The organism is Nostoc sp., from assembly GCF_036917555.1.
GTDB lineage: Bacteria > Cyanobacteriota > Cyanobacteriia > Cyanobacteriales > Nostocaceae > Nostoc.
Genome location: NZ_JBALDD010000049.1, coordinates 68271 through 92269 on the forward strand (window position 1 = coordinate 68271; position 23999 = coordinate 92269).

At 39.8% G+C, this 23999-nt stretch carries 13 protein-coding genes and 3 pseudogenes; 15 read left to right on the forward strand and 1 reads right to left on the reverse strand.

Going from position 1 to position 23999, the window contains the following annotated elements; translation table 11 throughout:
* Positions 1–7: 7 nt before the first annotated feature.
* Positions 8–565: a PadR family transcriptional regulator gene (locus V7K60_RS19240; RefSeq protein ID WP_334927412.1), complete on the reverse strand. Its 558-nt coding sequence runs from the start codon at positions 563–565 to the stop codon at positions 8–10.
* Between the two features lie 755 nt (positions 566–1320).
* Here V7K60_RS19240 and V7K60_RS19245 point away from each other — a divergent pair.
* The 15 genes and pseudogenes from V7K60_RS19245 to V7K60_RS19315 all read left to right on the forward strand — a co-directional run bounded on the left by V7K60_RS19245 (position 1321) and on the right by V7K60_RS19315 (position 23979).
* Positions 1321–1560, forward strand: a complete 240-nt coding sequence (locus V7K60_RS19245; protein WP_334927413.1) for a hypothetical protein — start codon at positions 1321–1323, stop codon at positions 1558–1560.
* 393 nt (positions 1561–1953) lie between these two features.
* Positions 1954–2766 carry a PD-(D/E)XK nuclease family protein gene (locus tag V7K60_RS19250; protein WP_334927414.1) on the forward strand — a complete coding sequence of 271 codons (813 nt, stop codon included), beginning with the start codon at positions 1954–1956 and terminating at the stop codon, positions 2764–2766.
* 63 nt (positions 2767–2829) lie between these two features.
* The gene (locus V7K60_RS19255) at positions 2830–3492 is read left to right on the forward strand and encodes a GNAT family N-acetyltransferase (protein ID WP_334927415.1); all 663 of its coding nucleotides are present in this window, start codon (positions 2830–2832) and stop codon (positions 3490–3492) included.
* A gap of 185 nt (positions 3493–3677) precedes the next feature.
* Entirely contained in the window at positions 3678–5681 is a 2004-nt protein-coding gene (locus V7K60_RS19260) for an amylo-alpha-1,6-glucosidase (protein ID WP_334927416.1), read from the forward strand.
* A 158-nt stretch (positions 5682–5839) separates the two neighbouring features.
* Positions 5840–8548 carry an MGH1-like glycoside hydrolase domain-containing protein gene (locus tag V7K60_RS19265; RefSeq protein ID WP_334927417.1) on the forward strand — a complete coding sequence of 903 codons (2709 nt, stop codon included), beginning with the start codon at positions 5840–5842 and terminating at the stop codon, positions 8546–8548.
* 293 nt (positions 8549–8841) lie between these two features.
* Positions 8842–9893, forward strand: a pseudogene (locus V7K60_RS19270) (sensor histidine kinase); the annotation flags it as partial.
* A 261-nt stretch (positions 9894–10154) separates the two neighbouring features.
* Positions 10155–10292, forward strand: a pseudogene (locus V7K60_RS19275) (ATP-binding protein); the annotation flags it as partial.
* Positions 10289–10990: pseudogene (locus V7K60_RS19280) on the forward strand (response regulator transcription factor). The pseudogenes V7K60_RS19275 and V7K60_RS19280, both read left to right, overlap by 4 nt.
* 56 nt (positions 10991–11046) lie before the next feature.
* On the forward strand, positions 11047–11259 hold the full coding sequence (locus V7K60_RS19285) for a CopG family transcriptional regulator (RefSeq protein WP_334927418.1): 213 nt from the start codon (positions 11047–11049) through the stop codon (positions 11257–11259).
* A gap of 282 nt (positions 11260–11541) precedes the next feature.
* Positions 11542–12816 (forward strand): hypothetical protein, encoded by a 1275-nt coding sequence (locus V7K60_RS19290; RefSeq protein ID WP_334927419.1) that lies wholly within the window; start codon positions 11542–11544, stop codon positions 12814–12816.
* 203 nt (positions 12817–13019) lie between these two features.
* The gene (locus V7K60_RS19295; RefSeq protein ID WP_334927420.1) at positions 13020–17735 is read left to right on the forward strand and encodes a response regulator; all 4716 of its coding nucleotides are present in this window, start codon (positions 13020–13022) and stop codon (positions 17733–17735) included.
* A gap of 227 nt (positions 17736–17962) precedes the next feature.
* Positions 17963–18598: a hypothetical protein gene (locus V7K60_RS19300; RefSeq protein WP_334927421.1), complete on the forward strand. Its 636-nt coding sequence runs from the start codon at positions 17963–17965 to the stop codon at positions 18596–18598.
* Positions 18599–18776: 178 nt separating this feature from the next.
* Positions 18777–20966 (forward strand): OmpA family protein, encoded by a 2190-nt coding sequence (locus V7K60_RS19305; RefSeq protein ID WP_334927422.1) that lies wholly within the window; start codon positions 18777–18779, stop codon positions 20964–20966.
* A gap of 50 nt (positions 20967–21016) precedes the next feature.
* A complete protein-coding gene (locus V7K60_RS19310) occupies positions 21017–21541 on the forward strand; it encodes a Rab family GTPase (RefSeq protein ID WP_334927423.1) in 525 nt (174 codons plus the stop codon).
* A 356-nt stretch (positions 21542–21897) separates the two neighbouring features.
* The gene (locus tag V7K60_RS19315; RefSeq protein ID WP_442944429.1) at positions 21898–23979 is read left to right on the forward strand and encodes an ATP-binding protein; all 2082 of its coding nucleotides are present in this window, start codon (positions 21898–21900) and stop codon (positions 23977–23979) included.
* Positions 23980–23999 lie beyond the last annotated feature (20 nt).

Consider the following 23999-nt stretch of genomic DNA (forward strand, 5'->3'; position numbering starts at 1 on the left):
GGATACTTCAAAAGTTTTTTGTGTTAAAGCTGACTGAGGTTGGCGTTTGAGCTAATTGAAGTTGTTCTGTTTGGAGTTGCTCAACTAGCCACTCAATTTCTGATTTGATCACTTCAACTGCGCGCTTTTGCACTTTCGCTTGATATAAATCATCAGTAACTTCAAGTGCTTTTTTCTCTGCAAGGCGTAACTGACATAACATCAATCGGTGTTCAATTAACTGGACTCGTTCTTTCGGTAATAAATGACTAAAGAAAAAAAATTTGATAAAGAATCGCGATCGCATATTCACCCAGCTTTCATGAGGATATGCCAGCATCTCTTGATACCAAGTGGTTTTACCGAGGGGTGTAATCTCATATACCTTTCCACACTGTCCACCTTCTTCCCCTTGTTCTGCACATAGGATCACTTCACCTTGTTCTTCCATGCGCTTCAACAGAGGATAAATCGCGCCATAGTTGACACAAATACTGCAACTCATAAACATCTCTAGTTGCTGTTTGAGCCGATAACCATTTAATGGCTCTCGCTGTAATAAACCTAATACTGCCAACTTCAGCATTTTGATATATCAATTTGATATGTCGATCAACAATATCAAATTGAGCCTTTTTAGCCAAGTACCCAAGGTTCAATTGTCAGAATTCTCTGTGATGCAGTAAAGGCGAAGCCGCATAAGTTACCTGTGGGCTAGTTACAGGCAAGTGAGACGCTCACCTCACAATAGGTAGTTGAGTATTTTTTATTTGAAAGTCCCTTAGTGCCAAAAGTGAGGATTCATTTGGAGACTTCAGCCGGATTTGTAGTATTTTATGCGGTTTAAATAATTTTCTCTATAATTTACCTTTACCTAACAATTAAGTAACTAAGTTACTTGACCTAGAAACTTAGTTACTCTATAGTTAGTATAAACCACGGTAACTTAGTAAAGTTAAGGGTGAATTAAAAGGAACTTAGTGAGTAAAACATAAAGGCAAAGACTGGAATTGTAAATTCTGAAACAGGCAATTTGTATACAAGTTACCTGTAGGAATTTCGAGGGTTCAATGCGCGTAGTGCGCGTTCTATGCTACTAAGCGCATTGAACGCCTAATTTTTAATATCCAGATTGCCCTAGTAATTCATCAAACAGCTTAATTTTTCATGAGCCGCAAATATCAAAACTACCTTTGTTGGTATTCCCACTCCACTCAGGAGTAGGACTTTTGTCTACTTGACTTGGTAGGAGCAAAACTGTGGAGATTCGCTGTTTCCTTAGTGTGGTCAGGGGAGCGCGAACTGCTGCCTAGATTCAACTTTCAAAACAGGAAGAAAACTATGAAACCCAGTCTCAAAGATAACGATAATCTGTTTTTCAGGTGGTTTTGTATAGGACTCAAATATTTTCTGCTGGCGCTGCTGGGGCTGGGAATAGCCTTTGTTGTGTCTCACACTTTTGGGGCAAATGCGATAGTTGGGATGCTTTTATCCACAAGTCTATGGTCATGGATTGCGAAGATAGCGATTTTCCTAGTCTGTCTATTTGCGATCGCAATGATATTTGAGTCTTGGGGTTAAGACCCATCTTGACAATAAATAGCCTTTGGCTAACTTCCACTTAGCTAAAGGCTTCGTAACTTTCCATTCGGAGATTATATCATGCCTAACAACAACGGCTCTGGGTTAGAACCAATTTCGCCACTTTATAGTTATCTTAGTGGCAGGATCTATTTCTTTAGCGATCGTTAACAAAGCTAATCACCCGGCATATTTTGACATAGTTAAAATAGCTATGATCTATAGCTTTGGTTCAATCAAGTCCCAAGGAAAAACTAAACATTGCAATCACTAGGATGAGGAAGATCGAGACGAGTTAAAGTAGCAGATGTGAAGGCAGTAAAAAATACCTGTTTTTACAGATAGTCTGCCAAAGGTGAGTTGCAGATTATAATTTACTTCTAAAATAAAAGAATGCTGTCAACTTCCACTCAACTACTGCGACTGTCTCAAGGACAACTTAACTTACTAGAAGCTTGTCCGCGTAAGTTTCAACATACTTACCTCGAAAAACTTAATTCTCCCTCAAATCCAGAGCAAGAAGAACGGCTAACTTTGGGTAGTCGTTTTCACTTGTTAATGCAGCAACGAGAAATGGGTTTGCCAATAGATAGTTTCCTGGAAGCAGATGCTCAACTGCAAAGTTGGATGCTAGGTTTTGCCGATGCAGCGCCAGAAATTTTAATGGCTGCATCTGATAATCAAACTTTCCGTGAAAGCGAACACTACCGGACTCTGCAAGTTCAGAACTATTTGCTGACAGTTGTCTATGATTTATTGATTGCAGATAACCAACAAGCGCAAATTCTCGACTGGAAAACTTATCCTAAACCACCCAATAAACGCAAATTAGAATCCAACTGGCAAACACGGCTTTATCTGTATGTATTGGCAGAAACTAGCGACTATTTGCCAGAAAAGATTTCCATGACTTATTGGTTTGTCCAATCTGAAGGCAAACCGCAAAATATTAAATTTAATTACAGTACTGCTCAACATACACAAACAGGAAAGAAACTTAATCAACTATTAAGTCAGTTAACTAATTGGTTGGAAAATTACCAAAATAACCAGCAGTTTCCTCAAGTGGTGGAGGGTAGCAAAACCTGTGATTATTGTCAGTTTGCCAAACGTTGCGATCGCATCCAATCTACTGAAGAAGCAGTGAAAGACTCATTGCCAAATTTTGACAGTATTCAAGAAATCTCACTCAACCCTCTAAATTAGAGGATGTTTGTCAAATCCAATCAAGGTATAAAGAAGTTATAACTTTTAAATTTATGTAAAATTATGTCAAGTTTTGAGGAGACTGAAGCAACTTATGTACGCGAATTAGGAATTGATGATATTGCTCCCGTTTACCACTTGGGAGAAGGGTTATTTACCAGCGATTTATATCCTTATTTATACCGTACCTGGGATGAATGGGAGGTAATTGGACTTTACAACACCGATCCAGAATACTGTCTTGTGGCTGAAACAGATGGGGAATTAGCAGGATTCATTTTGGGAACCATCATCACCAAAGCATCCTGGACTTATGGATATATTTTATGGCTGGGAGTTAGCCTGAAGTATCAGCGTCCGGGAGTTGCAGACAAGTTGGTTGATAAAGTCGTCGCCCGGATGATTGAAGATGGGGCGCGGTTCATGCTGGTAGATACTGACCCTACCAATACTTTAGCATTAAAGTTTTTTAACCGCAAAGGTTTTGGTAATATCCGCCAGCATATTTTCTTGTCGATGAATTTAAGCAAGCATGAATATTATGGCAGATTGATTGATTACGAACACCAAAAAGCTGAAAGAGCAGGTTATAGGCGATGTCTACGACGGGCTACGCCTACGCGTCCAGCAATTCGTGCGCGTAAACCTGATAGTGTAGCTAATGAAGTCGTCCTTAATCCTCTAGTGAGTGAATCTCAAATAACTGAGGAGCAATCTCCAATCTAACAAAAGTTAGGAGTAGCTCTTTCAAAGTGGGTAAAATTTTTGGACAATAATTCCTCTTTTTTCCGTGTTCTCTGCGTCTCTGTGGTTCAATAAATTACTTTTAAATCAGTAGACGCACAGAAAACGCAGAGGAAAAGCATGATGGCGATTGTTAATTTTGAATTTAGAGCAAAGCAACGTGACTTATGTGTATAGAATTTGGGCGAGAAATCTGCGGCAATCTTGACATTGCAGAATCGCGGGAGTGGTTAGTGACTAACGGTATTGGTGGTTACGCCTCTGGGACTGTGGCTGGTTTATTGACCCGGCGCTATCATGGACTATTGATAGCAGCATTGAAACCACCTTTGGGTCGTACTTTAATGCTGACAAAACTAGATGAAACTGTATTGTATGATACCCGCTCTTATTCTCTAGACACTAATCGTTGGGTAGATGGGATTGTCAGTCCGCACGGTCATCAGCATATTGAACGTTTTTCTCTGGAAGGTACAATTCCTGTATGGCGTTTTGCTGTTGCCGATGCCTTATTAGAAAAACGGGTGTGGATGCAACAAGGCGCGAACACAACTTATGTCCAATATACTTTGCGTCGTGCCACTCAACCATTAAAGTTGACGCTCAAAGCAATAGTCAACTACCGCGATTATCATAGCGATACTCAAAGCAATGGTTGGCAGATGTCTGTTGAGGAGGTGGAACAGGGGATTTGTGTAACTGCTTATCCGGGTGCTGTACCACTATATCTACTGAGCGATAGGGGTAGTGCATCTGTTGTCCACAATTGGTATCATGGCTTTGACTTGGCAGTTGAACGCTATCGAGGATTGAGAGATAAAGAAGACCACCTCCACGCCGCCACCTTTGAAGTTACACTGAATCCTGGAGAAGCGATGTCTACGACGCGCTACGCCTACGCGTTTGTAGCCAGCACAGAAAAACAACCAAATCTCAATGGTGAAGCGGCACTAAAGTTACGTCGCGCTCAAGAGCAGAAGTTAATAGGATTTTGGAAAACTAATCGACCCCTCAAGACTAAAGAATCACCTAGCTGGATCAACCACCTAGTACTAGCTGCTGACCAGTTTATTGTCGATCGCTCATTGCCAGAAGACCCGCAGGGTAAAACCATCATCGCTGGTTATCACTGGTTTAGCGACTGGGGACGCGACACGATGATTAGTCTACCTGGTTTGACAATTTCTACTGGTCGTCCAGAGGTAGCACGCTCAATTCTTCGCACCTTTGCCAGATACGTAGACCAGGGAATGTTACCTAATCGCTTTCCTGATGCGAGTGAGCAACCAGAATATAATACAGTCGATGCCACACTCTGGTACTTTGAAGCAGTCCGCGCCTACTACAGCGCTACGGACGATGATACTTTGCTTGGTGAACTCTTTCCCATACTTGCAGACATCATTAATTGGCACTGTCGCGGTACACGCTACAACATTCATCTCGATGCCGCCGATGGCTTACTTTATGCAGGCGTTGCAGGTGTACAACTGACCTGGATGGATGCCAAAGTTAACGATTGGGTAGTTACGCCCCGAATTGGCAAACCGATTGAAGTTAACGCCCTCTGGTATAATGCTTTACGGACAATGGCAAAGTTTGCCCGTCAGCTTGGTAAACCACACCAAGAATATGAGGCAATGGCAGACCGGGCAAAGTACAGATTTTCTCGCTTCTGGAATGACGAGACAGGTTATTGCTATGACGTTTTAGACAGTCCTGATGGTGATGATGCGTTATTGCGTCCTAACCAAATATTTGCTGTGTCATTACCAGAAAGCCCGCTTACACCTGCCCAGCAAAGGGGTGTGGTGGAAGCTTGTGGGCGAACGCTGCTGACTTCTTATGGGTTGCGATCGCTAGCCCCTGCTCATTCCCAATACCAGGGTAAATACGGTGGCAATCAGTATCAACGTGATGGAGCTTACCACCAGGGGACAGTTTGGGGTTGGTTATTGGGGCCGTTTGTCTTAGCACACCTGCGCGTCTACAAAAATCCTGAGCAGGCTCGTCAATTTTTGGAACCAATGGCTAATCACCTCAACGCGCACGGTGTTGGTAGTCTCAGCGAAATTTTTGATGGTGATGCCCCGATGACTCCACAAGGATGTATTGCCCAAGCCTGGACAGTGGCAGAGGTTTTGCGTGCTTGGTTGGCGACAACGAGTTGATGCGGGGAATAAACCAGGACTTAAAGAGCAGTTTAACAGCTAAATTGATCAGCGAAAGAGCACCTCATTTTAATCAAAACTTTAGCACAATCTCGGTTAAAAAATGGATACTCAAGATAGCAAATTAATTAAAGTGTATATATGCACAGGATGATATTATGACAAATCTAACCCAAGAAGAAATCAGATTAGCAGAAGCTTTGAGTCACAAAGCTCATTGGCGCAGATGGGGGCCATATTTAAGCGATCGCCAATGGGGAACAGTACGTGAAGATTACAGTCCCAATGGTACAGCCTGGGACTATTTTACCCACGATCAAGCTCGTTCTCGTGCCTACCGTTGGGGTGAAGATGGTATTGCTGGCATTTCTGATAACCATCAACGACTTTGTTTTGCGATCGCACTTTGGAATGGCGAAGATTCTATTCTCAAAGAAAGAATTTTTGGTCTAACTGGTAGCGAAGGAAATCATGGGGAGGATGTTAAAGAATATTACTTTTATTTAGACAATACTCCTACCCATTCATATATGAAAGCACTTTATAAATATCCCCAAAAAGCCTTTCCCTACTCTCAATTAGTTGCCGGAAATCAACATAGAAATCGCCACGAGCCAGAGTTTGAATTACTAGATACATGTATATTTGATGAAAATCGTTACTTTGATGTCTTTATCGAATATGCCAAAAATTATGCTGAAGATATTCTCATTCAAATAAAAGTAGTCAACAGAGGGTCAGAAGCAAAGACACTACACCTATTACCTACTCTCTGGTTTCGTAATACTTGGTCTTGGAATGGAGATACCAGCAAACCGACTTTAAAAGAGGTCGAATCTGGTAATGGCTTTCATCTGCTTGAGGCGTTTCATCCAACTTTAGGTAAAAGGTGGCTGTATTGTCAGGAAGCAAACGAAATTCTCTTTACAGAAAACGAAACAAATTATCAGCGATTATTTGGCTCTCCTAATTTATCTGCCTATGTAAAAGATAGCATTAATGACTATATCGTTCAGAGTAAAAAAGAGGCAGTAAATCCAAATCAAGTTGGCACCAAGGCATCTGCTGATTATTTTTTAACAATCGGCGCAGGTGAAACTAAAATCGTTAAATTACGATTGAGTGATGTACCTCATTTAGTTGAGCCATTTGGGAAAGAATTCGATACAGTATTTTGGGAACGACAACAGGAAGCAGATAAATTTTATCAGCGTATAACGCCATTTCCACTCAGTAAAGATATGCGAAATGTGCAACGACAAGCATTTGCTGGAATGCTCTGGAGTAAACAATATTATCACTATGTTATAGAGGATTGGCTGAAGGGCGATCGCAATACACCAGCGCCACCTCCAGAACGCCAACAAGGCAGAAATCGGGAATGGTTTCATCTTTACAATAAAGATATTCTTTCTATGCCCGATAAGTGGGAATATCCTTGGTTTGCAGCTTGGGATTTGGCATTTCATACCATTCCTTTGGCAATGATTGACCCCGATTTTGCTAAGTATCAGTTGGATGTTTTAACACGGGAATGGTATATGCATCCCAACGGGCAAATTCCTGCCTATGAATGGGCCTTTGGTGATGTTAATCCACCTGTTCATGCTTGGGCAACTTGGCGAATTTATAAGATTGAGCAAAAGATTTATGGACGAGCAGATAGACAGTTTTTAGAACGGGTTTTTCAGAAACTAATGCTCAATTTTACCTGGTGGGTAAATCGCAAAGATACTGAGGGTAACAACGTCTTTCAAGGGGGATTTCTTGGTTTAGATAATATTGGTGTATTTGACCGCAGTGCAGCTTTACCTACAGGTGGACATATTGACCAATCTGATGGTACGAGTTGGATGGGAATGTATTGTTTAAATATGTTAGCGATCGCTTTAGAATTAGCTAAAACTAATCCTGTTTACGAAGACATTGCTACCAAGTTCTTTGAGCATTTTCTTTACATTGCCGATGCTATGAATAAAATTGGCGAAATAGAATCTAGTTTGTGGAATGATTCAGACGGATTTTACTACGATGTGCTGCATTTACCGGAACGACAAATTACCTTAAAAGTTAGATCAATGGTAGGTTTAATTCCTCTATTTGCCATTGAAACTATTGAACCAGAAACTTTAAAACTACTGCCCGGTTTTAAAAAGCGATTGGAATGGTTCATCCAAAACCGTCCTGATTTGCGGCAAAATGTGGCTTGTATGGAAACAAAAGGAGTGGGTGCAAGGAAATTACTGGCGATAGTTTCCAGAGATAAGCTTAGAAGTATTCTACAAAAAATGCTGGATGAAAGCGAGTTTTTTGGAGATTACGGCATTCGGGCACTTTCTAGATTTCATGCTGAAAATCCTTATATTTTTGATGTCAATAGTTCGCAATTTCGAGTCGATTATGAACCGGCTGAATCTAGTAGTGGTTTATTTGGTGGTAATTCTAACTGGCGCGGCCCCGTTTGGTTTCCAGTGAATTTCATCCTAATTGAGTCTCTACAAAAGTTTCATTATTATCTAGGAGACGATTTCAAAGTTGAATGTCCAACAGGTTCTGGTCAAATGATGACACTTTGGGAGGTTGCATCAGAATTATCTCAAAGGTTAACCAAAATTTTCTTGCAAAATACTTTTGGTAAACGTCCTGTTTATGGTGGAATGCAAAAGTTTCAAAATGATCCACACTGGCAAAATTTGATTTTATTCTATGAGTATTTTCATGGTGATAATGGAGCCGGAATTGGCGCTAGTCATCAAACTGGCTGGACAGGTTTAGTTGCGAAATTAATCCAGCAATTTGGTGAATATGAAGCACAGGATCGAGAACCAAAAATAGAGAAGGATAAAAATGCGATCACTCTAACATAAAAATATCCAAATCCGATTCTATCTCGCCTTCATGAAAAAGGCTTGTTGTTACTATCCCACCTCGTAATCAATTTCGAGGATTAAAAATCTTAAGGTAATTCTCAGCAAAAATTAATTTAATTGCTAGTAAATGCATTTAAATTATTATTAGACAAGAATTCGCGGATTTGAGATGGCAATTAAATAAAAATATTTAGCAATCTTTTTGAAATTGCTGCATTTTTCACTGTAGATATGCAACAGAGGTAAGTTAAAATCAGCTATAACTAAAGATGTAGCGGTTAACAGTAACTTTACATAGTCCTGATCATAAAATTTTAGCAAAATCTACCACTTTGGATTTATTATCTGATACTACGGTAGCTGAGTTAATATCCCTGACTAAGATGCCAGGATATTACCCACGAACAGAGAATGTTTGTAGTAATGGTGCAGAGTTTAGGTATTAATAGGGTTTTAGCAATTCTTGTTTTAACTGCTGCGATCGCATTTTATATTAAACTTTCTCTGCAACCTCTGCGCCAGCTAAATCAAATAGCTTCTGTAATTTCCACTGAAGATTTAGGACAAGCACAGCTATATCTTGATAATGCACCAAGTGAAGTTAAAGAATTAGCTCAAACTTTAACCATGCTGTTATCGCACCTTTCCCAATCATGGGAGCAAGAGCAAGAATTTGTGAGTAATGTTTCTCAGGAATTATGCACACCTTAAACGATTGTACATGGTTATTCACAAAGTTTTTTGTGAAGGCAGAATAATTTAACCCAAACTCAACAATAAGCTTTAGAAACTGCGGCATCAGAAGCCGAACGTACTATCCGTATGCTACAAGATTTACTTGATTTAGGCACGTGCAGATAGCGGTTATTTATACTTTCAAATGAAATCTTATGTGCGGAATGACTTGGTTGAAGAAGTTGTCATGATGGCAAAAAAATATAGCGATCGCACAATTACAATCGAGTCAGAAATTTATCCAATTGAGATCAAAACAGATTATAGCCGCTTTAAACAAGTGTTATTAAATTTAATTGATAATGCCATTAAGTATTCTGATGCTGACACACCCATAATTTTCAAGTTAGATCGGTTTCAAGATCGGGCTATTATTCAAGTTTGTGACAAAGGTTATGGCATTCCTTTGCAACAGCAAGCACGGATATTTGAGAGATTTTATCGTGTAGATGAATCTCGCTCTCATACTACTGGGGGTTGTGGTTTGGGTTTATCGATTGTTAAGACACTTGTAGAAGGTATGGGAGGTAGTGTAAGTGTAGAATCAAAGTTAGGAGAAGGGAGTATGTTTATAATCAGTTTACCTACATATAGTAGCTCTATCTAATTTGTAAAAATTGCAAGATTCAGATATCCAGTTTCTTGATTTGATTGCAGACATAGTACAGATGACAGAGAAATTTGGTATTGGTGAATTCTAGGATGAAAATGATTTTGTGTGATTTCAAAACCTTTGTAGATACTTTGCAATGCAACATTTATACACCAAAATTCATACATCTAATCAGCAATGCCAGAAATTTAAGCATCAGGTAATCTATTTGGAAGTCACCCTGTTTCCTGTGAGAATAAAGGCAGCCCTCGTTTAACTGGCAAAGCAGGTTTGGGTTTATCGATTGTGAAACACCTAACCGAAGGTATAAAAGGCAAAATTGCCATCTTTTCAAAGCCAGATTATGGTAGCACTTTTATTCTCACATTACCTGCTTTAAGAGCAAAAATATGACAGCACATATCCTTTTGGTAGAAGATGAAGTCAAACTGGCGCGATTTGTCGAATTAGAACTTAATAGCGAAGGATACCGGGTAAGTGTCGCCCATGATGGCATCACAGGCTTGACTTTGGCGCGAGACTCATCACCAGATTTAGCGATTCTGGATTGGATGCTTCCAGGGTTGACGGGTTTGGAAATTTGTCGCCGGTTGCGAACAACAGGTAGTACAGTACCAGTAATTTTGTTGACAGCAAAATGATCAAGTGAGCGATGCCTACGGCAAGCCGCTCTGCATCTACGCGTGGCCGGATTAGATGCAGGAGCCGATGATTATGTAGTTAAGCCATTCAGCATTGAGGAACTATTAGCTAGAATTCGCGCTCATCTTTGCCGCACGCAAGAAACAGACGAGGATTTGTTGCAATTTGAAGATTTAAGCTTAAATCAGCGCACCCGTGAAGTATTTCGAGAGAAATGAAGCATTCAGTTAACAGCAAAAGAATTTAACTTATTAGAATATCCCCTTTCACATTCCCGTCAAGTATTTACTAGAGATCAAATTTTAGAGAAAGTTTGGGGTTACGACTTCATGGGTGATTCTAATATTATTAAGGTTTATATTCGTTATTTGCAACTCAAGTTGGAAGAAAATAATGAAAAACGTTTAATTCATACAGTCCGTGGTGTAGGCTATGCACTACGGGAATAATCGTAATGACTTGGTGATTTCAAGAAAAAGCAGCATATTGAAGATAAAAGAAAATTATGAAGAAAAAATGGGCTGTTAAACGACTGACAGTAAATCTCACAACCGAGGAAATGAAGAAACTTGAACAATACTGTACTCTTACAGGAAGGCCAGCAACAGATGTAATTCGAGAATTGCTCCGAAGTCTTCAGGTTGACAATGCTGAAAACTCTGAGATGGGAACAGCAGACTCAACTATGACTGTTGGCAGTTGGTCAAAATCACACTAATTATCGACTCGAATATAGCGTTTCCTAATCAGAATGAGGTATAACTTAACCTCACTCCCAACCTCTTGATAAAAAGAGGGGTTGGGGGTGAGGTTTTAATATGTACTTCATGCACCTGGGAACTTCTATATCCCGCCAAATTAACGTCTTTACGCTTTTTGCCTTTCCTATGTCTTAACAAGCATCGATTATGGGCATCATAATCCCAGTCCGAATACATCAGCTAGCAGCCAGAAAACTATTTGGCAGCAAGTTTTTCATTTACAAATATCGTATCAACCGATGGTAGATAATTTTAGACCTTATCTCTTTGTTTCTCGATATAGTTTGTACGCTGTATTTCTTTTAGGATGCCTACAGATTCAATTGGGAGTAATCTGTAGCGTAGGTGTTTGGATATTATCAGCAGCTAAATTACAAGCAGCCCAAGCACATCAGACTTGGAAATCACCTTCAGAATTGACTGAGCAAGTCACCATAATAAATCCTGAGTTAGCAGAGCAATACTCAAAACCACTCCCTTATCGATTAAAACCAGCACCTATTTTGCTGGCGGCACCCGAAAACTTCAATCCTGATTTGCGATTACCATCATCGCTACCCGAACCACCGCAGCAGAATTCTAGTCCACCAACAACTCCCACCAAACCAAAAACGCTGGATGCAGTTTTGGAAAGTATTTATACGGACTATCACTATGAGACAGACAACTTTGGCCAAACAAATTTTTTCCTTGAGCCAACAGTTCAGTTCCGATTGAGAAATGGCAATAAAATATTTTTTAAGACAGGTTTTAATTTCTTTGAGCAACGCGGTGTTGAATCAATTACCAATTTTCCCTTGCAAGTTGGATGGCAAGGAAAAATTGGACAAGTGACTCTACAAACAGCAGCTGGAGTCGATGTGTTCAATCGTTTACCCACAGCTATCAATCTCAATGTTAAGGTGGAGGCTCCCATTTCGCCGCCGCGAGTTTCGTCATTAGGTCGGTTGCTATCGGCAGTAGTACTATCAGGTAATTTAGAACAAGGGCCTTATAAATCCAATGTCCGAACTTTAGACAATCAAATTACTGCTTGGCGATTTGGCCCTGATTTATACTGGCAGATTGACCGGGACACCAGCTTGTTTTCCTCATTGCGTTTGGGTAGTTACAACGATGGTAATTCCGATGTGCAGTCTTTTAGTAGGTTAGAGCGCAAGTTCGGACAATTTTCTTTGGCAACTAACTTATTCACTTGGAGTTACGATCGCGATTTAGAACGTACAAGCGGTTATTTTTCTCCACCAGATTTCCTAGTTTACAACGGTGAGGTAGCTTGGGAGGGAGATATTACTAATTTTTTACGCTGTCGCCTTGCTGCCAATTTAGGACGACAGCGACTTAAAGGAGAATTTGACAACGCCAATACCTATCAAACGCGCTGTACGGTAAAACTGTCGCCCAATATAGAAGCAGACTTGGGCTATAGCTTTAGTAATGTCCGAAATCAAGAAACCGGGGGAAGTACCTACGGTAGTAATGCTTTAACAGGACAGTTGCGAGTCAAATTTTAACAAAAAAGAATTCAGGAGTCAGAATTCAGAATGAATATAGAATCAAGCGCACTATATATTTTTGATTTTTTGATTTTCTTAAAATTATAAACTTTGACTATCAAAGTATTCTTAATTTTGACTCCTAACTCCTGGATTCTGGATTCTGAATTCTGAATTCTGAATTCTGTTTTTTAAAATTCAAAATGGTATAAGGCTGAAGAATGAAAGCACCATTACCTGATAACGAAACACAGCGAATCGAATCTCTTTTGGAGTATAAGATTCTCGATACTCCTTCGGAAGCAGCTTTTGACGATCTTACCCGTTTAGCCTCATATATTTGTGGAACTCCCATTGCCTTAATCAGCTTAATTGATACTAATCGTCAGTGGTTCAAGTCAAAAGTTGGTTTGGATGCCCTAGAAACACCCCGCGATTTGGCATTCTGCGCCCATGCTATTCTGCAACCTGAAGTTTTTGTTGTGCCTGATGCCACAGAAGATGAAAGGTTTGCGACAAACCCGTTTGTTACCTCTGACCCAAATGTTCGGTTTTATGCTGGTGTACCGCTGACGAACCCTGAAGGATATGCACTAGGAACACTTTGTGTAGTTGACCATGTAGCAAGAAACCTCTCTCCAGAACAAGTTGAAGCATTACGAATTCTCGGTCGCCAGGTAATAAAACAACTAGAAATGCGCCGCACTTTAGCAAGTTTGGTATTGGCAAGTGATACACGCAAACAGGTGCAGAAGACACGGAAACAATTTTTTCAAAGAATAGCTGGAGGGTTTGGATTAGCATCGGCAATTTTAGTTTTGATTGGCGTGATTTCTTATCAAAATACACGTATATTGATTGATACGAATAAGCAAGTACAAAAAACCCAAGATAAAATCAATAAACTAGAAGAATTACTGTCCGAGATGAAAGATGCTGAGACTGGACAACGCGGTTACATCCTCACTGGACAAGAAAGTTATCTAGAACCCTATCAAGCAGTAGTTGGAAACATTGATCGCAAAATTGTAGAACTGAAGGATTTAATCGCAGATCAACCTAACCAACAAAAGCAGTTCGCAACCCTTGAATCTCTAATAGCTGCAAAACTTGCCATACTCAAGCAGACTATAGACCTGCGTCAAAATCAGGGATTCGACGCAGCGTTGCAGTTAATCCAGACAAATCAAGGAAAACATCTCATGGATGATATTCGCAAGATCGTCCATGAGATAGAGAATCAGGATAAAAGGTTGCTTCAACAGCAGTCACAAGCTGCAAAAGCCAGTGCTAACTACACGGTTTTGACACTGGCGATCGCTATAAGCCTAAGTTTTTTGATTCTGGCTATAGTCTACTATTTAATTTCTCGTGAGGTAAAAGAGCGTAAATTAACAGAGGAAACACTGAACCAAGAACGCAACTTTATCTCAGCAGTCCTTGATACAGCCAGCGCTTTGGTAATAGTTATTGACACACAAGGACAAATCGTTCGCTTCAATCAAGCTTGCGAACAAATAACTGGTTACTCATTTGATGAGGTGAGAGGAAGGCATTTCTGGAACCTGTTTTTACTTCCTGAACAGGTAGAGCCGATTAAAGCAGTTTTTGAGCAGTTGCGAGGTGGTGAAGGTCCTAAGGAATACGAAAACTATTGGGTAGCTAAGGATGGCAGTCGGCGGCTCATTTCTTGGACTAACACTACCTTGCAAGACCATAAGGGCTACGTTGAATACATTGTCGCCACAGGTATCGATATCACCGATGTCTTCGAGGAGCTGCGCTTACGCAAACGAGCTGAACAACATCTGAAAGCTGAGTATGTTACAACCCGGATCTTAGCAGAGTCAACCACAATCAATGAAGCCATGCCCCAAATCCTGCAAGGAATCTGCGAAAGTTTGGGATGGGATTTAAGTGAATTTTGGATGCTAGATCCACGATCAAATCTACTGTCTTTGCTAAATTCATGGTATAAAATCTCCTTTGAGATGCAAGAATTTGACATCCTCAGTCGGCAGATTACGTTTGCACCAGGAATTGGGCTGCCTGGTCGTGTCTGGACTAGCCTTGAACCTGTTTGGATTGCTGATGTCGCTAAAGATCAAAGTTTCATCCGCTCTCAAATCGCTGCCCAAGCAGAACTGCACGGAGCTTTCGGTTTTCCGATCCGTAGTGGTAAAAAAGTTATCGGTGTCATTACCTGCTTTAGCCATGAGATCCAACAAGCTGACCCAGATTTGGCAAAAGTCATGAATTCGATTGGCGAGCAAGTAGGGCAGTTTATTGAGCGCAAGCAGGCAGAAGAACAACTCCAACGCCAAAACTTGCGATCGCAACTATTTACTGAAATCACCCTCAAGATTCGTCAGTCTTTGCAAATCAAAGAAATTCTCCAAATCACTGTCACCGAAGTCCAAAAAATTCTTCATAGCGATCGAGTTTTGATTTATCAGCCTTTGGCTGATGGATCTGGAGCCACCGTGGTTGAAGCAGTAATTTCTGGCTGGCTGGCAATTAAAGATAAAAAGCTTACTGATGCTTACTTTCAAGCCGAATACATCCAGCAGTACTATCTACAGCAGTACCGTCAAAGACCGAATCTAGGGCTTGCTGACTTAGATATAGTTGAAGTCCAAAAAAATCATCTGGAATTACTGCAACAATTTGGAGTCCAATGTAATTTAGTCATACCCATTCTTGTCAAAGAAGAACTCTGCGGTTTACTGATTGTCCATCAGTGCGGCAGTTCCCGCCAATGGTCTAGCTTTGAAACTCATCTTTTACGGCAAATAGCTGACCAAGTAGGTATTGCCTTAGCCCAAGCCCAAATGTTAGATGCAGAAACTCAACAGCGACGAGAACTCGAAATTGCCCGTCACCAAGCTGAATTAGCTTCTCAAACCAAAAGTGCCTTTTTGGCCAACATGAGCCATGAAATTCGGACTCCCATGAATGCTGTGTTAGGGATGACAAGCTTAATGTTAGAAACTCCCCTAAACTCCGAGCAGCGGGATTTTATGGAAACAATACGCATTAGTGGCGATGCTCTGTTAAGCCTGATCAACGAAATTTTGGATCTGTCCAAACTAGAGGCTGGGGAAATGGCACTAGAAACTCTAGATTTTGACTTATCTACCTGTGTAGAAGAGGTGTTGGAATTATTGGCTCCCTCAGCCCATCATAAGGGATTAGAAATTGCAGGATTAATTTATAGCAACGTCCCCACCCGCCTCCAAGGCGATGCTGGCCGCCTGCGGCAAATTCTCATGAACCTGATCGGGAATGCGATCAAGTTCACCAGTAATGGAGAGGTAGTATTACGAGCAGAATTGCGTTCGCTTTCTCTGACTACAGCCACTATCTATTTTGCCATTACAGATACAGGTCTTGGCATTACCCCAGAAGATCAATCCAAACTCTTTAAGCCATTTACCCAAGTAGATGCTTCCACCACTCGTAAATATGGCGGCACAGGTTTGGGATTAGCCATCTGTAAGCAACTGGTAAGCTTGATGGGGGGAGAAATGGGCGTAGAAAGTCGCTTGGGCAAAGGATCTAAGTTTTGGTTTGAAGTAACTCTCACCAAGCAACTTGACCCTATTTCCTTAGAAGGCGAACGCGAACTTTTGCTGAATCGGCGCTTGTTAGTGGTGGATGATAATGCTACTAATCGCAAAATTATCCACCATCAAGCTACCCGTTGGGGGATGCTGGTGGATCAGGCTGCTTCGGCTACTACTGCCCTCAAAGCTATTCAGGAAGCCGCCAAGCAAAAAAATTTCTATGATATAGCTGTGATTGATATGCAGATGCCAGAAATAGATGGCATGACTTTAGGAGAACAAATTAAAGCAAATTCAGCGATCGCTGGGCTACCTTTGATTATGCTTACTTCTACTAATCAACGCGATGAAATCCAGCGATCGCTAAAAATAGGATTTGCAGCTTATTTAGTCAAACCTGTTAAGCCGTCCCGACTCCTCGATACCATCATGACTATTTTAGGAACGCAGCTAGAACAAGAAACAGAAGTCAGAATTGAGGAGTTAGAAGTCAGAAGTCAGAATTTAAAACTGAAAAATTCTGAAAACAACCGCAACTATTATTCTCCTGACTTCCCCAAACTTAGAATTCTCTTAGCTGAAGATAATTTGGTGAATCAAAAAGTTGCCTTGAAGCAACTCCAAAGCCTGGGTTATAGTGCTGATGTCGCTGGTAATGGGAAAGAAGTTTTGCAGCTATTAGAAAAAATTCCTTATGATTTAATTTTGATGGATTGCCAAATGCCAGTTCTCGACGGTTTAGAAACCACAAAAGAAATTCATCGTTGGCAAGAAAGCTACTTTGCCAGTGGTTATCGTCCTGTGGTAATTGCAATGACAGCTAATGCCATGAAAGAAGACCAGCAAATGTGTCTAGATGCCGGAATGGATGACTATTTGAGCAAGCCAGTAATCAAAGAAAAATTGGCACTGGCGCTTGAGTGTTGGGGAAATGTGATATTCGAGGCAAAAGAAACAGCTGCCACAGAGCAAACAATTTCTACAACAGATGTCGGTGCAGTTGATCTCCCAATTGATTGGGAACGCTTGCATGAACTTTCAGAAAATAACCCAGAATTTGAATTGGAACTACTACAAATATTTGTTGAGGATATTCAACCTCGTCTAGAGTTAATTAAAATAGCGATCGCAGATCATGACTTTGAGCAAATAGCCCTCCAAGGTCATCAAATTAAAGGTGCTAGTGCCAATATGGGAGTTAGAACCATGCATCTGGCAGCAGAAAAACTAGAACAACTAGCGATAAACCAAGAGCGTCGAGGTACTAATAACTTAATCGTAGAGCTAGAAGACTTTGTTAAATGCATCCAAGAATTTTTGAACTGTAAAGATAGTAACGCCAAAAACTTAAAAAATAATAATATTTATTAATAAATTAACGGAGCAGTTTTTTCTAAGTAAGTTATGAAAAACACTTATTTTCCATTTCTCACTACTCATTTCCTATTTTATAGATAGAAATTGTGAATGATTGGGAATAATAACAAAGTATATTCGGTGAGTTAGCTGCATCATAAGCTAAGGATTTTTAGCCTAAATATCAGTTAAATGCATCGCCTATTATTCCCAATTGATTCCCGAAAAGGGAGGTTTTACTAATGAGTCAGATGAGTAGAGACGATGTACGAGAAAGACTTGGCAATATCGATCAGATCCGCGATATTATTCTTGGAACACAGCTAAGAGACTACGAAAATCGATTTAGCAAGCTGGAGTCAGATATATCTCTCCTACAACAACAGACGCGATTGCATGTCGAGCAACTCAAGTCCAACTTTTCGGCTGAACTAAAAGCGGGGTTTGAGTCGCTGGATAAAAAGCTGAAGTCACTTAACCTGGCAACTCAAGAAGAAACTCTTGACTTACGGCAACAGGTTGATAGACTTAATAAAAAGTTCTCTAGCAGCGTTCAGTCGCTTGATGAAACCTTAGATAGCCAAACTACCTCGATTCGAGATGAAATATTTCAAACTAAAGTCCAATTACAAGATGATGTTACAGCATTACGGGATCTGATTTTAGAAGAAATAGATCGACGCTTCTCGCAGTTGACAGACACGAAAGTTTCTAAAGACGATATGGCTGAAACTTTGTTTGCCTTGGGAATGCGTCTGAAAGAAACTGAATTTATTCCTAAATTACGAGAAGCAGCCAATGAACGCAGCGACGAATATACTGGTGTACCGCTTCTAGAAACTACAAAGTTATCAAAAGTAAGTGTTAACTCACTCTAACAGTACAGCAGAATTGCATTAGTAATTAAGTCAGAAGGCAAAGAGAGAGGGGGGAGATATAGCGTTGCCCATTCAGATGCAGTACAACGTTATATCACAAGGTGTAGGGAACATGCCGTGCCCCTACAGGTGTACCTCACTCCAAACTCTAAACTCCTAACTCAGCACTTTCAAAAGGATGACTCAGGTGGAAAATTCGGTTTCTCAATCTGTTGAGTTGAAGTCAGAAACATCTGTGCAGCTTGACAATTTGCTGCATTTGCTTATCGATCTCAAAATTATCGAATCACCTGAGCAATCTCCTTTATCACCATCACAAACTGATAATAGTAATGAGTATCTTCCAGACGAAATTGAATTCCTGCAACTTCCTCCAGTGACATTAGAAGTATATGAAGCTTATTTAGAGTCGGATTTTAATTTTCCTCAAGATATATCTAATCACTCACAAACTACTCAAGAAGAATTAGAAGAATCTATTGAAATTTTTACAGAATTTGAGGAAAAATTAGACAACTCAGAGGATGCATTGCAAAAATTACGGGAGATATTGGTCGGATATGAGTTATCAGAAATAAACAATATTACAGATAAACTCAAACAAAAATTAACAAAAATAGAGCATCAAATTTATGACCCTAAAGAGCTAATAAATCTACTACTACCGTCTATTTCTGAACTTTTAAGGCTGAAGATTACAGAGTCGAGAGAGGAAATTGTCCAGATAATTGCTCCGATCATTGATGAGACTATCTGCAGTCGCACTGAACAGGATAAAGTTAGCATGGGTACAGCGATCGCACCTGTAATTCCTCTAGCTATTTCCCAACAGATTATTATAGCTCCAGAAGAAGTTTCAGATGCGATCGCTCCGGCAATGGGACGAGCCATAAAAAAGCAAATTGAAATTGAGCAGAATATTGTGGTGGATGCACTCTACCCAATTATTGGTAGTACCATAGCCAAATATATGGCAGAGACAATCCGTGCCATTAACCGACAAGTTGAAGAAACCCTTAGTGTTGAAGGCATTAAACGTAAAATTCGTGCCAAGCTACAGGGAGTTTCAGAAGCAGAATTAATTCTTAAAGAAGCTCTACCATTTACAATTCAAGCCATTTTCTTGATTCATAAAGCATCTGGTTTAGTTATCTCAAATATTCAGCACTCTGATGCAGAGCAGTTAGAGGCTGAAATGGTAGCAGGAATGCTGACAGCAATTCGCAGCTTTGCCAATGATTGTATCAATCAATCTGGAAGCATAACAGAATTAGATGCAATTGAATACGGAACATCCAAAATAATTTTAGAAGTTGCAGGATACTGTTATGTAGCGATTGTTGTCCGAGGAGAGCCAAGCAAAAACTTTATTGGGAAAATGCGGCAAGTCTTCAGCACAATTATTAAAAAATATGGTGATTTAATTGAAAAGTATGATGGCGACCCAGATTTAATTCCTATTGAAGTTCATACACTTCTAGAAGAACTGAAAAATACAGATATTCAGGAGAAAAAGAAAACAAAAATATCACCGTTACTGATATTAGGTTTAACAGTTATCAGCACCATTTTCATTCCTTGGGGTATTTGGCAATACCGTAGTGGAGTTATACATTCTATTGAAAATCAAACTTCGTTAGCTCTAACTTCTGTTCCAGAACTAGCTGTATATCGGCTCAATGTACAAGTAGAACACAATAAATTAAAATTAACAGGACGATTACCTAATCAACTTCTTCGCCAGAAAGCCGAGCAAATTGTCAAAATAACCTCTCCTAATTGGTTGATTGATAATCAAATTTTATTAGTAGAAGTACCAGCAGACCCCGTATTAGCTGCTGCTGAAGTCAAACGAGTCGCAGCAGTTTTAAATCAGACTAACGATATCGCAATTTCCGCTCAATACATCGCTGGTAAAGTAGCTGTTGAAGGAACTGTCAACCGAATTGCAGATGCTCAAATTATGAATAATGCATTTGGACAAATTCCAGGCGTAAAATCTGTGTCTAGTGCAGTGCAAGTACAACCCCCACAGATTGAAGTTCGATTTTATTTTCAACCCGACTCAGCAAGTTTAATGAAAGCAGATACAGCGCACAAGATTCAACAGGTTAAGTTTTTCCTTAATCAGTACCCAAATAAGTATTTAAAAATTATTGGTTATAGTGACCTTACTGGCGCGAATAAATCTCAAAAATTGGCACTGGCGCGAGCAAAGGCTGTACAACAAGCACTGATTAAATTAGGCATCGAGCCATCTCGCCTACAGGTCATTGGTAGGACAAATTTACCACCAGGAATTGATGAAACTCAACCCTTGTGGTTAAGCCGCTGTGTTGCTCTAGAATCGATAAACAAGCAATTTTAAGTTTATAGGAGCTATGATTTTGATCAAACATTCTCTATTTTTCTTCAACTATGTCTATAATCTCTAAAAAAGTATGCTTATTTGGTGATTTTGGTGTTGGTAAAACTAGTCTAATTCGCCAATTTGTAGAGTGTCAGTTTAGTGATGAATACCTTTCAACCGTAGGAGTAAAAATCTCTCGTAAATTGGTTTGTGTTTCAGAAAAAGACCTACTTGTTGAACAAAATTTACAGTTAATCATTTGGGATATTGAAGGTAGTAATAAGTTTAAGGCAGTTGCTAAAAATTATTTTCAAGGTTCTAAAGGTGCTGTGATAGTTGGTGATGTGACACAAGCAGAAACGCTCAATCATATCCAGGAGCATATTCAAACTTTTTTAGCTGTTAATCCTAACAGCTATATTGTTGTTGCACTGAATAAATCAGATATGATTGCAGCCGAATATTTAGAAAAAATTCGTCAAATGTATCAATTTAACAATCAAGCTAATATATTAGACACTTATGTAACTTCAGCTAAAACTGGCAATAATGTTGATAAAATATTTCAAACTTTAGCCAATCGTTTAATTTAATTAAGATGAATTCATTTTTTACAAACCTATTATCTGTATGTGGTATTGAATATTTGATAATTGATGAAAACCTCAAGATTCTAGAGATGTCTTTGGGATTAAATCATTTTGCTGATATTCCTAATGAAGTAAACCTCGGTCAAGATGTTCGGATTGTATTTCCAGAATTAGAGGGACTTGAAGATATTTTTGATGCAATTTTACAGGGGGAACAAGATAATTTTGACTTAAAAGGAATTATGCGATCGCAAGATACGCCTTCTCCTTTATATATTGATATTCGTATTACTAATAATCTCCAAGAACACCATTTTAACAATCGACTAATTATTGTTGTCGAAGATGCAACAGAACGGATGGTGCTTGAGCAATCTTTGTTTCAAGGTGCAAATGAAGCAAATCTTTTGCTACGTAACTTAAAGGCTTCTAAACAATATATTGACCAAATTGTGACATCAATGGCAGACGCCTTGTTAGTGACAACGCTATCAGGCGAGATAAAAAAAATGAATTATGCCGCACAAATTTTATTGCAATATAACGAAATAGAACTCATCGGTCAACCAATAGCAAAAGTCATTAGAGAAGTCAATAAGTATCCATTGACAATTGATGATACTGATATATCCCAAAGTCCAGACATAAATCCTTTAATAAAAGAAGTAGAAACCGTTTGTTATACCAAAAATTGTAAAACAATTCCCGTAGCTTTTTCATCCTCAATCGTAAAAACAGAAATTGAACATTTTCAAGGCTATGTTTACATTTTGCGAGACATGACCGAACGAAAACAGGCAGAACTTGCTAAACAGGAATTCTTAGCCATGATTAGCCATGAAGTTCGGACTCCGATCGCATCGGTAATTGGTATGGCTGGTTTGTTGCAATATACTAAATTGACTGCTGAACAGCAAGATTTTGTTGAAACTATTTACACCAGTGGAAATTCTTTACTGAAAATTATTAACGATTTCCTTGACTTCTCCAAAATACAATCAGGTAACTTGGAACTAGAAGCGGAACCTTTTTGTTTGCGAAATTGCATTTATGAGGCTTTTTATCTGCTTGCACCTACAGCTAAAGAAAAAGGTTTAAAACTCACATTTTTAGATACTCCTGAACTTCCTACTACAATTGTGGGGGATATCACCAGACTGCGCCAAGTCTTGATTAATTTAATCAGTAATGCGATTAAATTTACCGAAACTGGAAGCATAGAAGTTTCAGTTATAACCCGCAATAATAGCAATATTAATCATTCTTGTGCTGCAAATACTGACGAAATTCAGTTTAGTGTTAAAGATACAGGCATCGGAATTCCCCGCGATCGCGTGGAGCGTTTATTTAAAGCTTTCAGTCAAGTTAACTCCTCCATTACTCGACAATATGGCGGTACTGGGTTAGGTCTAGCCATCTGTAAGCAACTGTGCGAGTTAATGGGTGGCAGAATTTGGGTTGAAAGTGAGCTTAATGCAGGTAGTACATTTTACTTTACGATTGCCGCTTCTGTTGTTCCAGAGGAGTCAGCAGGAGCCAGTGCGGTCTTTCCCCAACAAGAGATACCAGAAGCGATCGAGTCTCCCCAAGTGGAGCAACTGGCGTTCAAGAGTCAGGAGTTATTCAGCGTCCCCGCGTCTTCTTCCCCGTCTCCTGACCTACATAAATTAAGAATTCTTTTAACTGAAGATAATCTGGTGAATCAGAAAATAGCCTTGAAGCAACTCAAAAACCTGGGCTACAGTGCTGATGTCGCTAATAATGGGAAAGAAGCGTTGCAGCTATTAGAAAAGATTCCTTACGATTTAATTCTGATGGATTGCCAAATGCCGATTCTCGACGGTTTGGAAACCACAAAAGAAATTCATCGTTGGCAAGAAAGTAGCTTTGCTAGTGGTGGTCGTCCTGTGGTAATTGCGATGACAGCTAATGCGATGAAACAAGACAAACAAATGTGTCTAGATGCCGGCATGGACGACTATTTGAGCAAGCCGGTGATGAAAGAAAATTTGGCCGCGACGCTAGAGCATTGGGGAAATGTGATATTCAGGGCAAAAGAAACAGCTGCTACAGAGCAGACAGTTTCTACAACAAATGTCGGTTCAGTTGACCTCCCAATTGATTGGGAACGTTTGCATCAACTTTCAGAAAATAACCCAGAATTTGAATTAGAACTATTGCAAATGTTTGTTGAAGATATTCAACCTCGTTTAGAGTTAATTAAAATAGCGATCACAGCTGATGACTTTGAGCAAATAGCCCTCCAAGTCCATCAAATTAAAGGTTCTAGTGCCAATATGGGAGTTACAACCATGCATCTGGCAGCAGAAAAACTAGAACAATTAGCTTACAACCAAGAGCGTCGAGGTACTACTAACTTAATCGTAGAGTTAGAAGAGTTTGTTAAACGTGTCCAAGAGTTTTTAATCAGAAGTCAGTAGTCAGTATCTCCCCACTCCCT

Coding starts and splice junctions, on each gene's coding strand:
- V7K60_RS19295 (WP_334927420.1), top strand. CDS start 13,020: ATGAAAGCACCATTACCTGATAACGAAACACAGCGAATCGAATCTCTT.
- V7K60_RS19300 (WP_334927421.1), top strand. CDS start 17,963: ATGAGTCAGATGAGTAGAGACGATGTACGAGAAAGACTTGGCAATATC.
- V7K60_RS19290 (WP_334927419.1), top strand. CDS start 11,542: ATGGTAGATAATTTTAGACCTTATCTCTTTGTTTCTCGATATAGTTTG.
- V7K60_RS19265 (WP_334927417.1), top strand. CDS start 5,840: ATGACAAATCTAACCCAAGAAGAAATCAGATTAGCAGAAGCTTTGAGT.
- V7K60_RS19310 (WP_334927423.1), top strand. CDS start 21,017: ATGTCTATAATCTCTAAAAAAGTATGCTTATTTGGTGATTTTGGTGTT.
- V7K60_RS19285 (WP_334927418.1), top strand. CDS start 11,047: ATGAAGAAAAAATGGGCTGTTAAACGACTGACAGTAAATCTCACAACC.
- V7K60_RS19260 (WP_334927416.1), top strand. CDS start 3,678: ATGTGTATAGAATTTGGGCGAGAAATCTGCGGCAATCTTGACATTGCA.
- V7K60_RS19305 (WP_334927422.1), top strand. CDS start 18,777: ATGACTCAGGTGGAAAATTCGGTTTCTCAATCTGTTGAGTTGAAGTCA.
- V7K60_RS19245 (WP_334927413.1), top strand. CDS start 1,321: ATGAAACCCAGTCTCAAAGATAACGATAATCTGTTTTTCAGGTGGTTT.
- V7K60_RS19240 (WP_334927412.1), bottom strand. CDS start 565: ATGCTGAAGTTGGCAGTATTAGGTTTATTACAGCGAGAGCCATTAAAT.
- V7K60_RS19255 (WP_334927415.1), top strand. CDS start 2,830: ATGTCAAGTTTTGAGGAGACTGAAGCAACTTATGTACGCGAATTAGGA.
- V7K60_RS19250 (WP_334927414.1), top strand. CDS start 1,954: ATGCTGTCAACTTCCACTCAACTACTGCGACTGTCTCAAGGACAACTT.
- V7K60_RS19315 (WP_442944429.1), top strand. CDS start 21,898: ATGGTGCTTGAGCAATCTTTGTTTCAAGGTGCAAATGAAGCAAATCTT.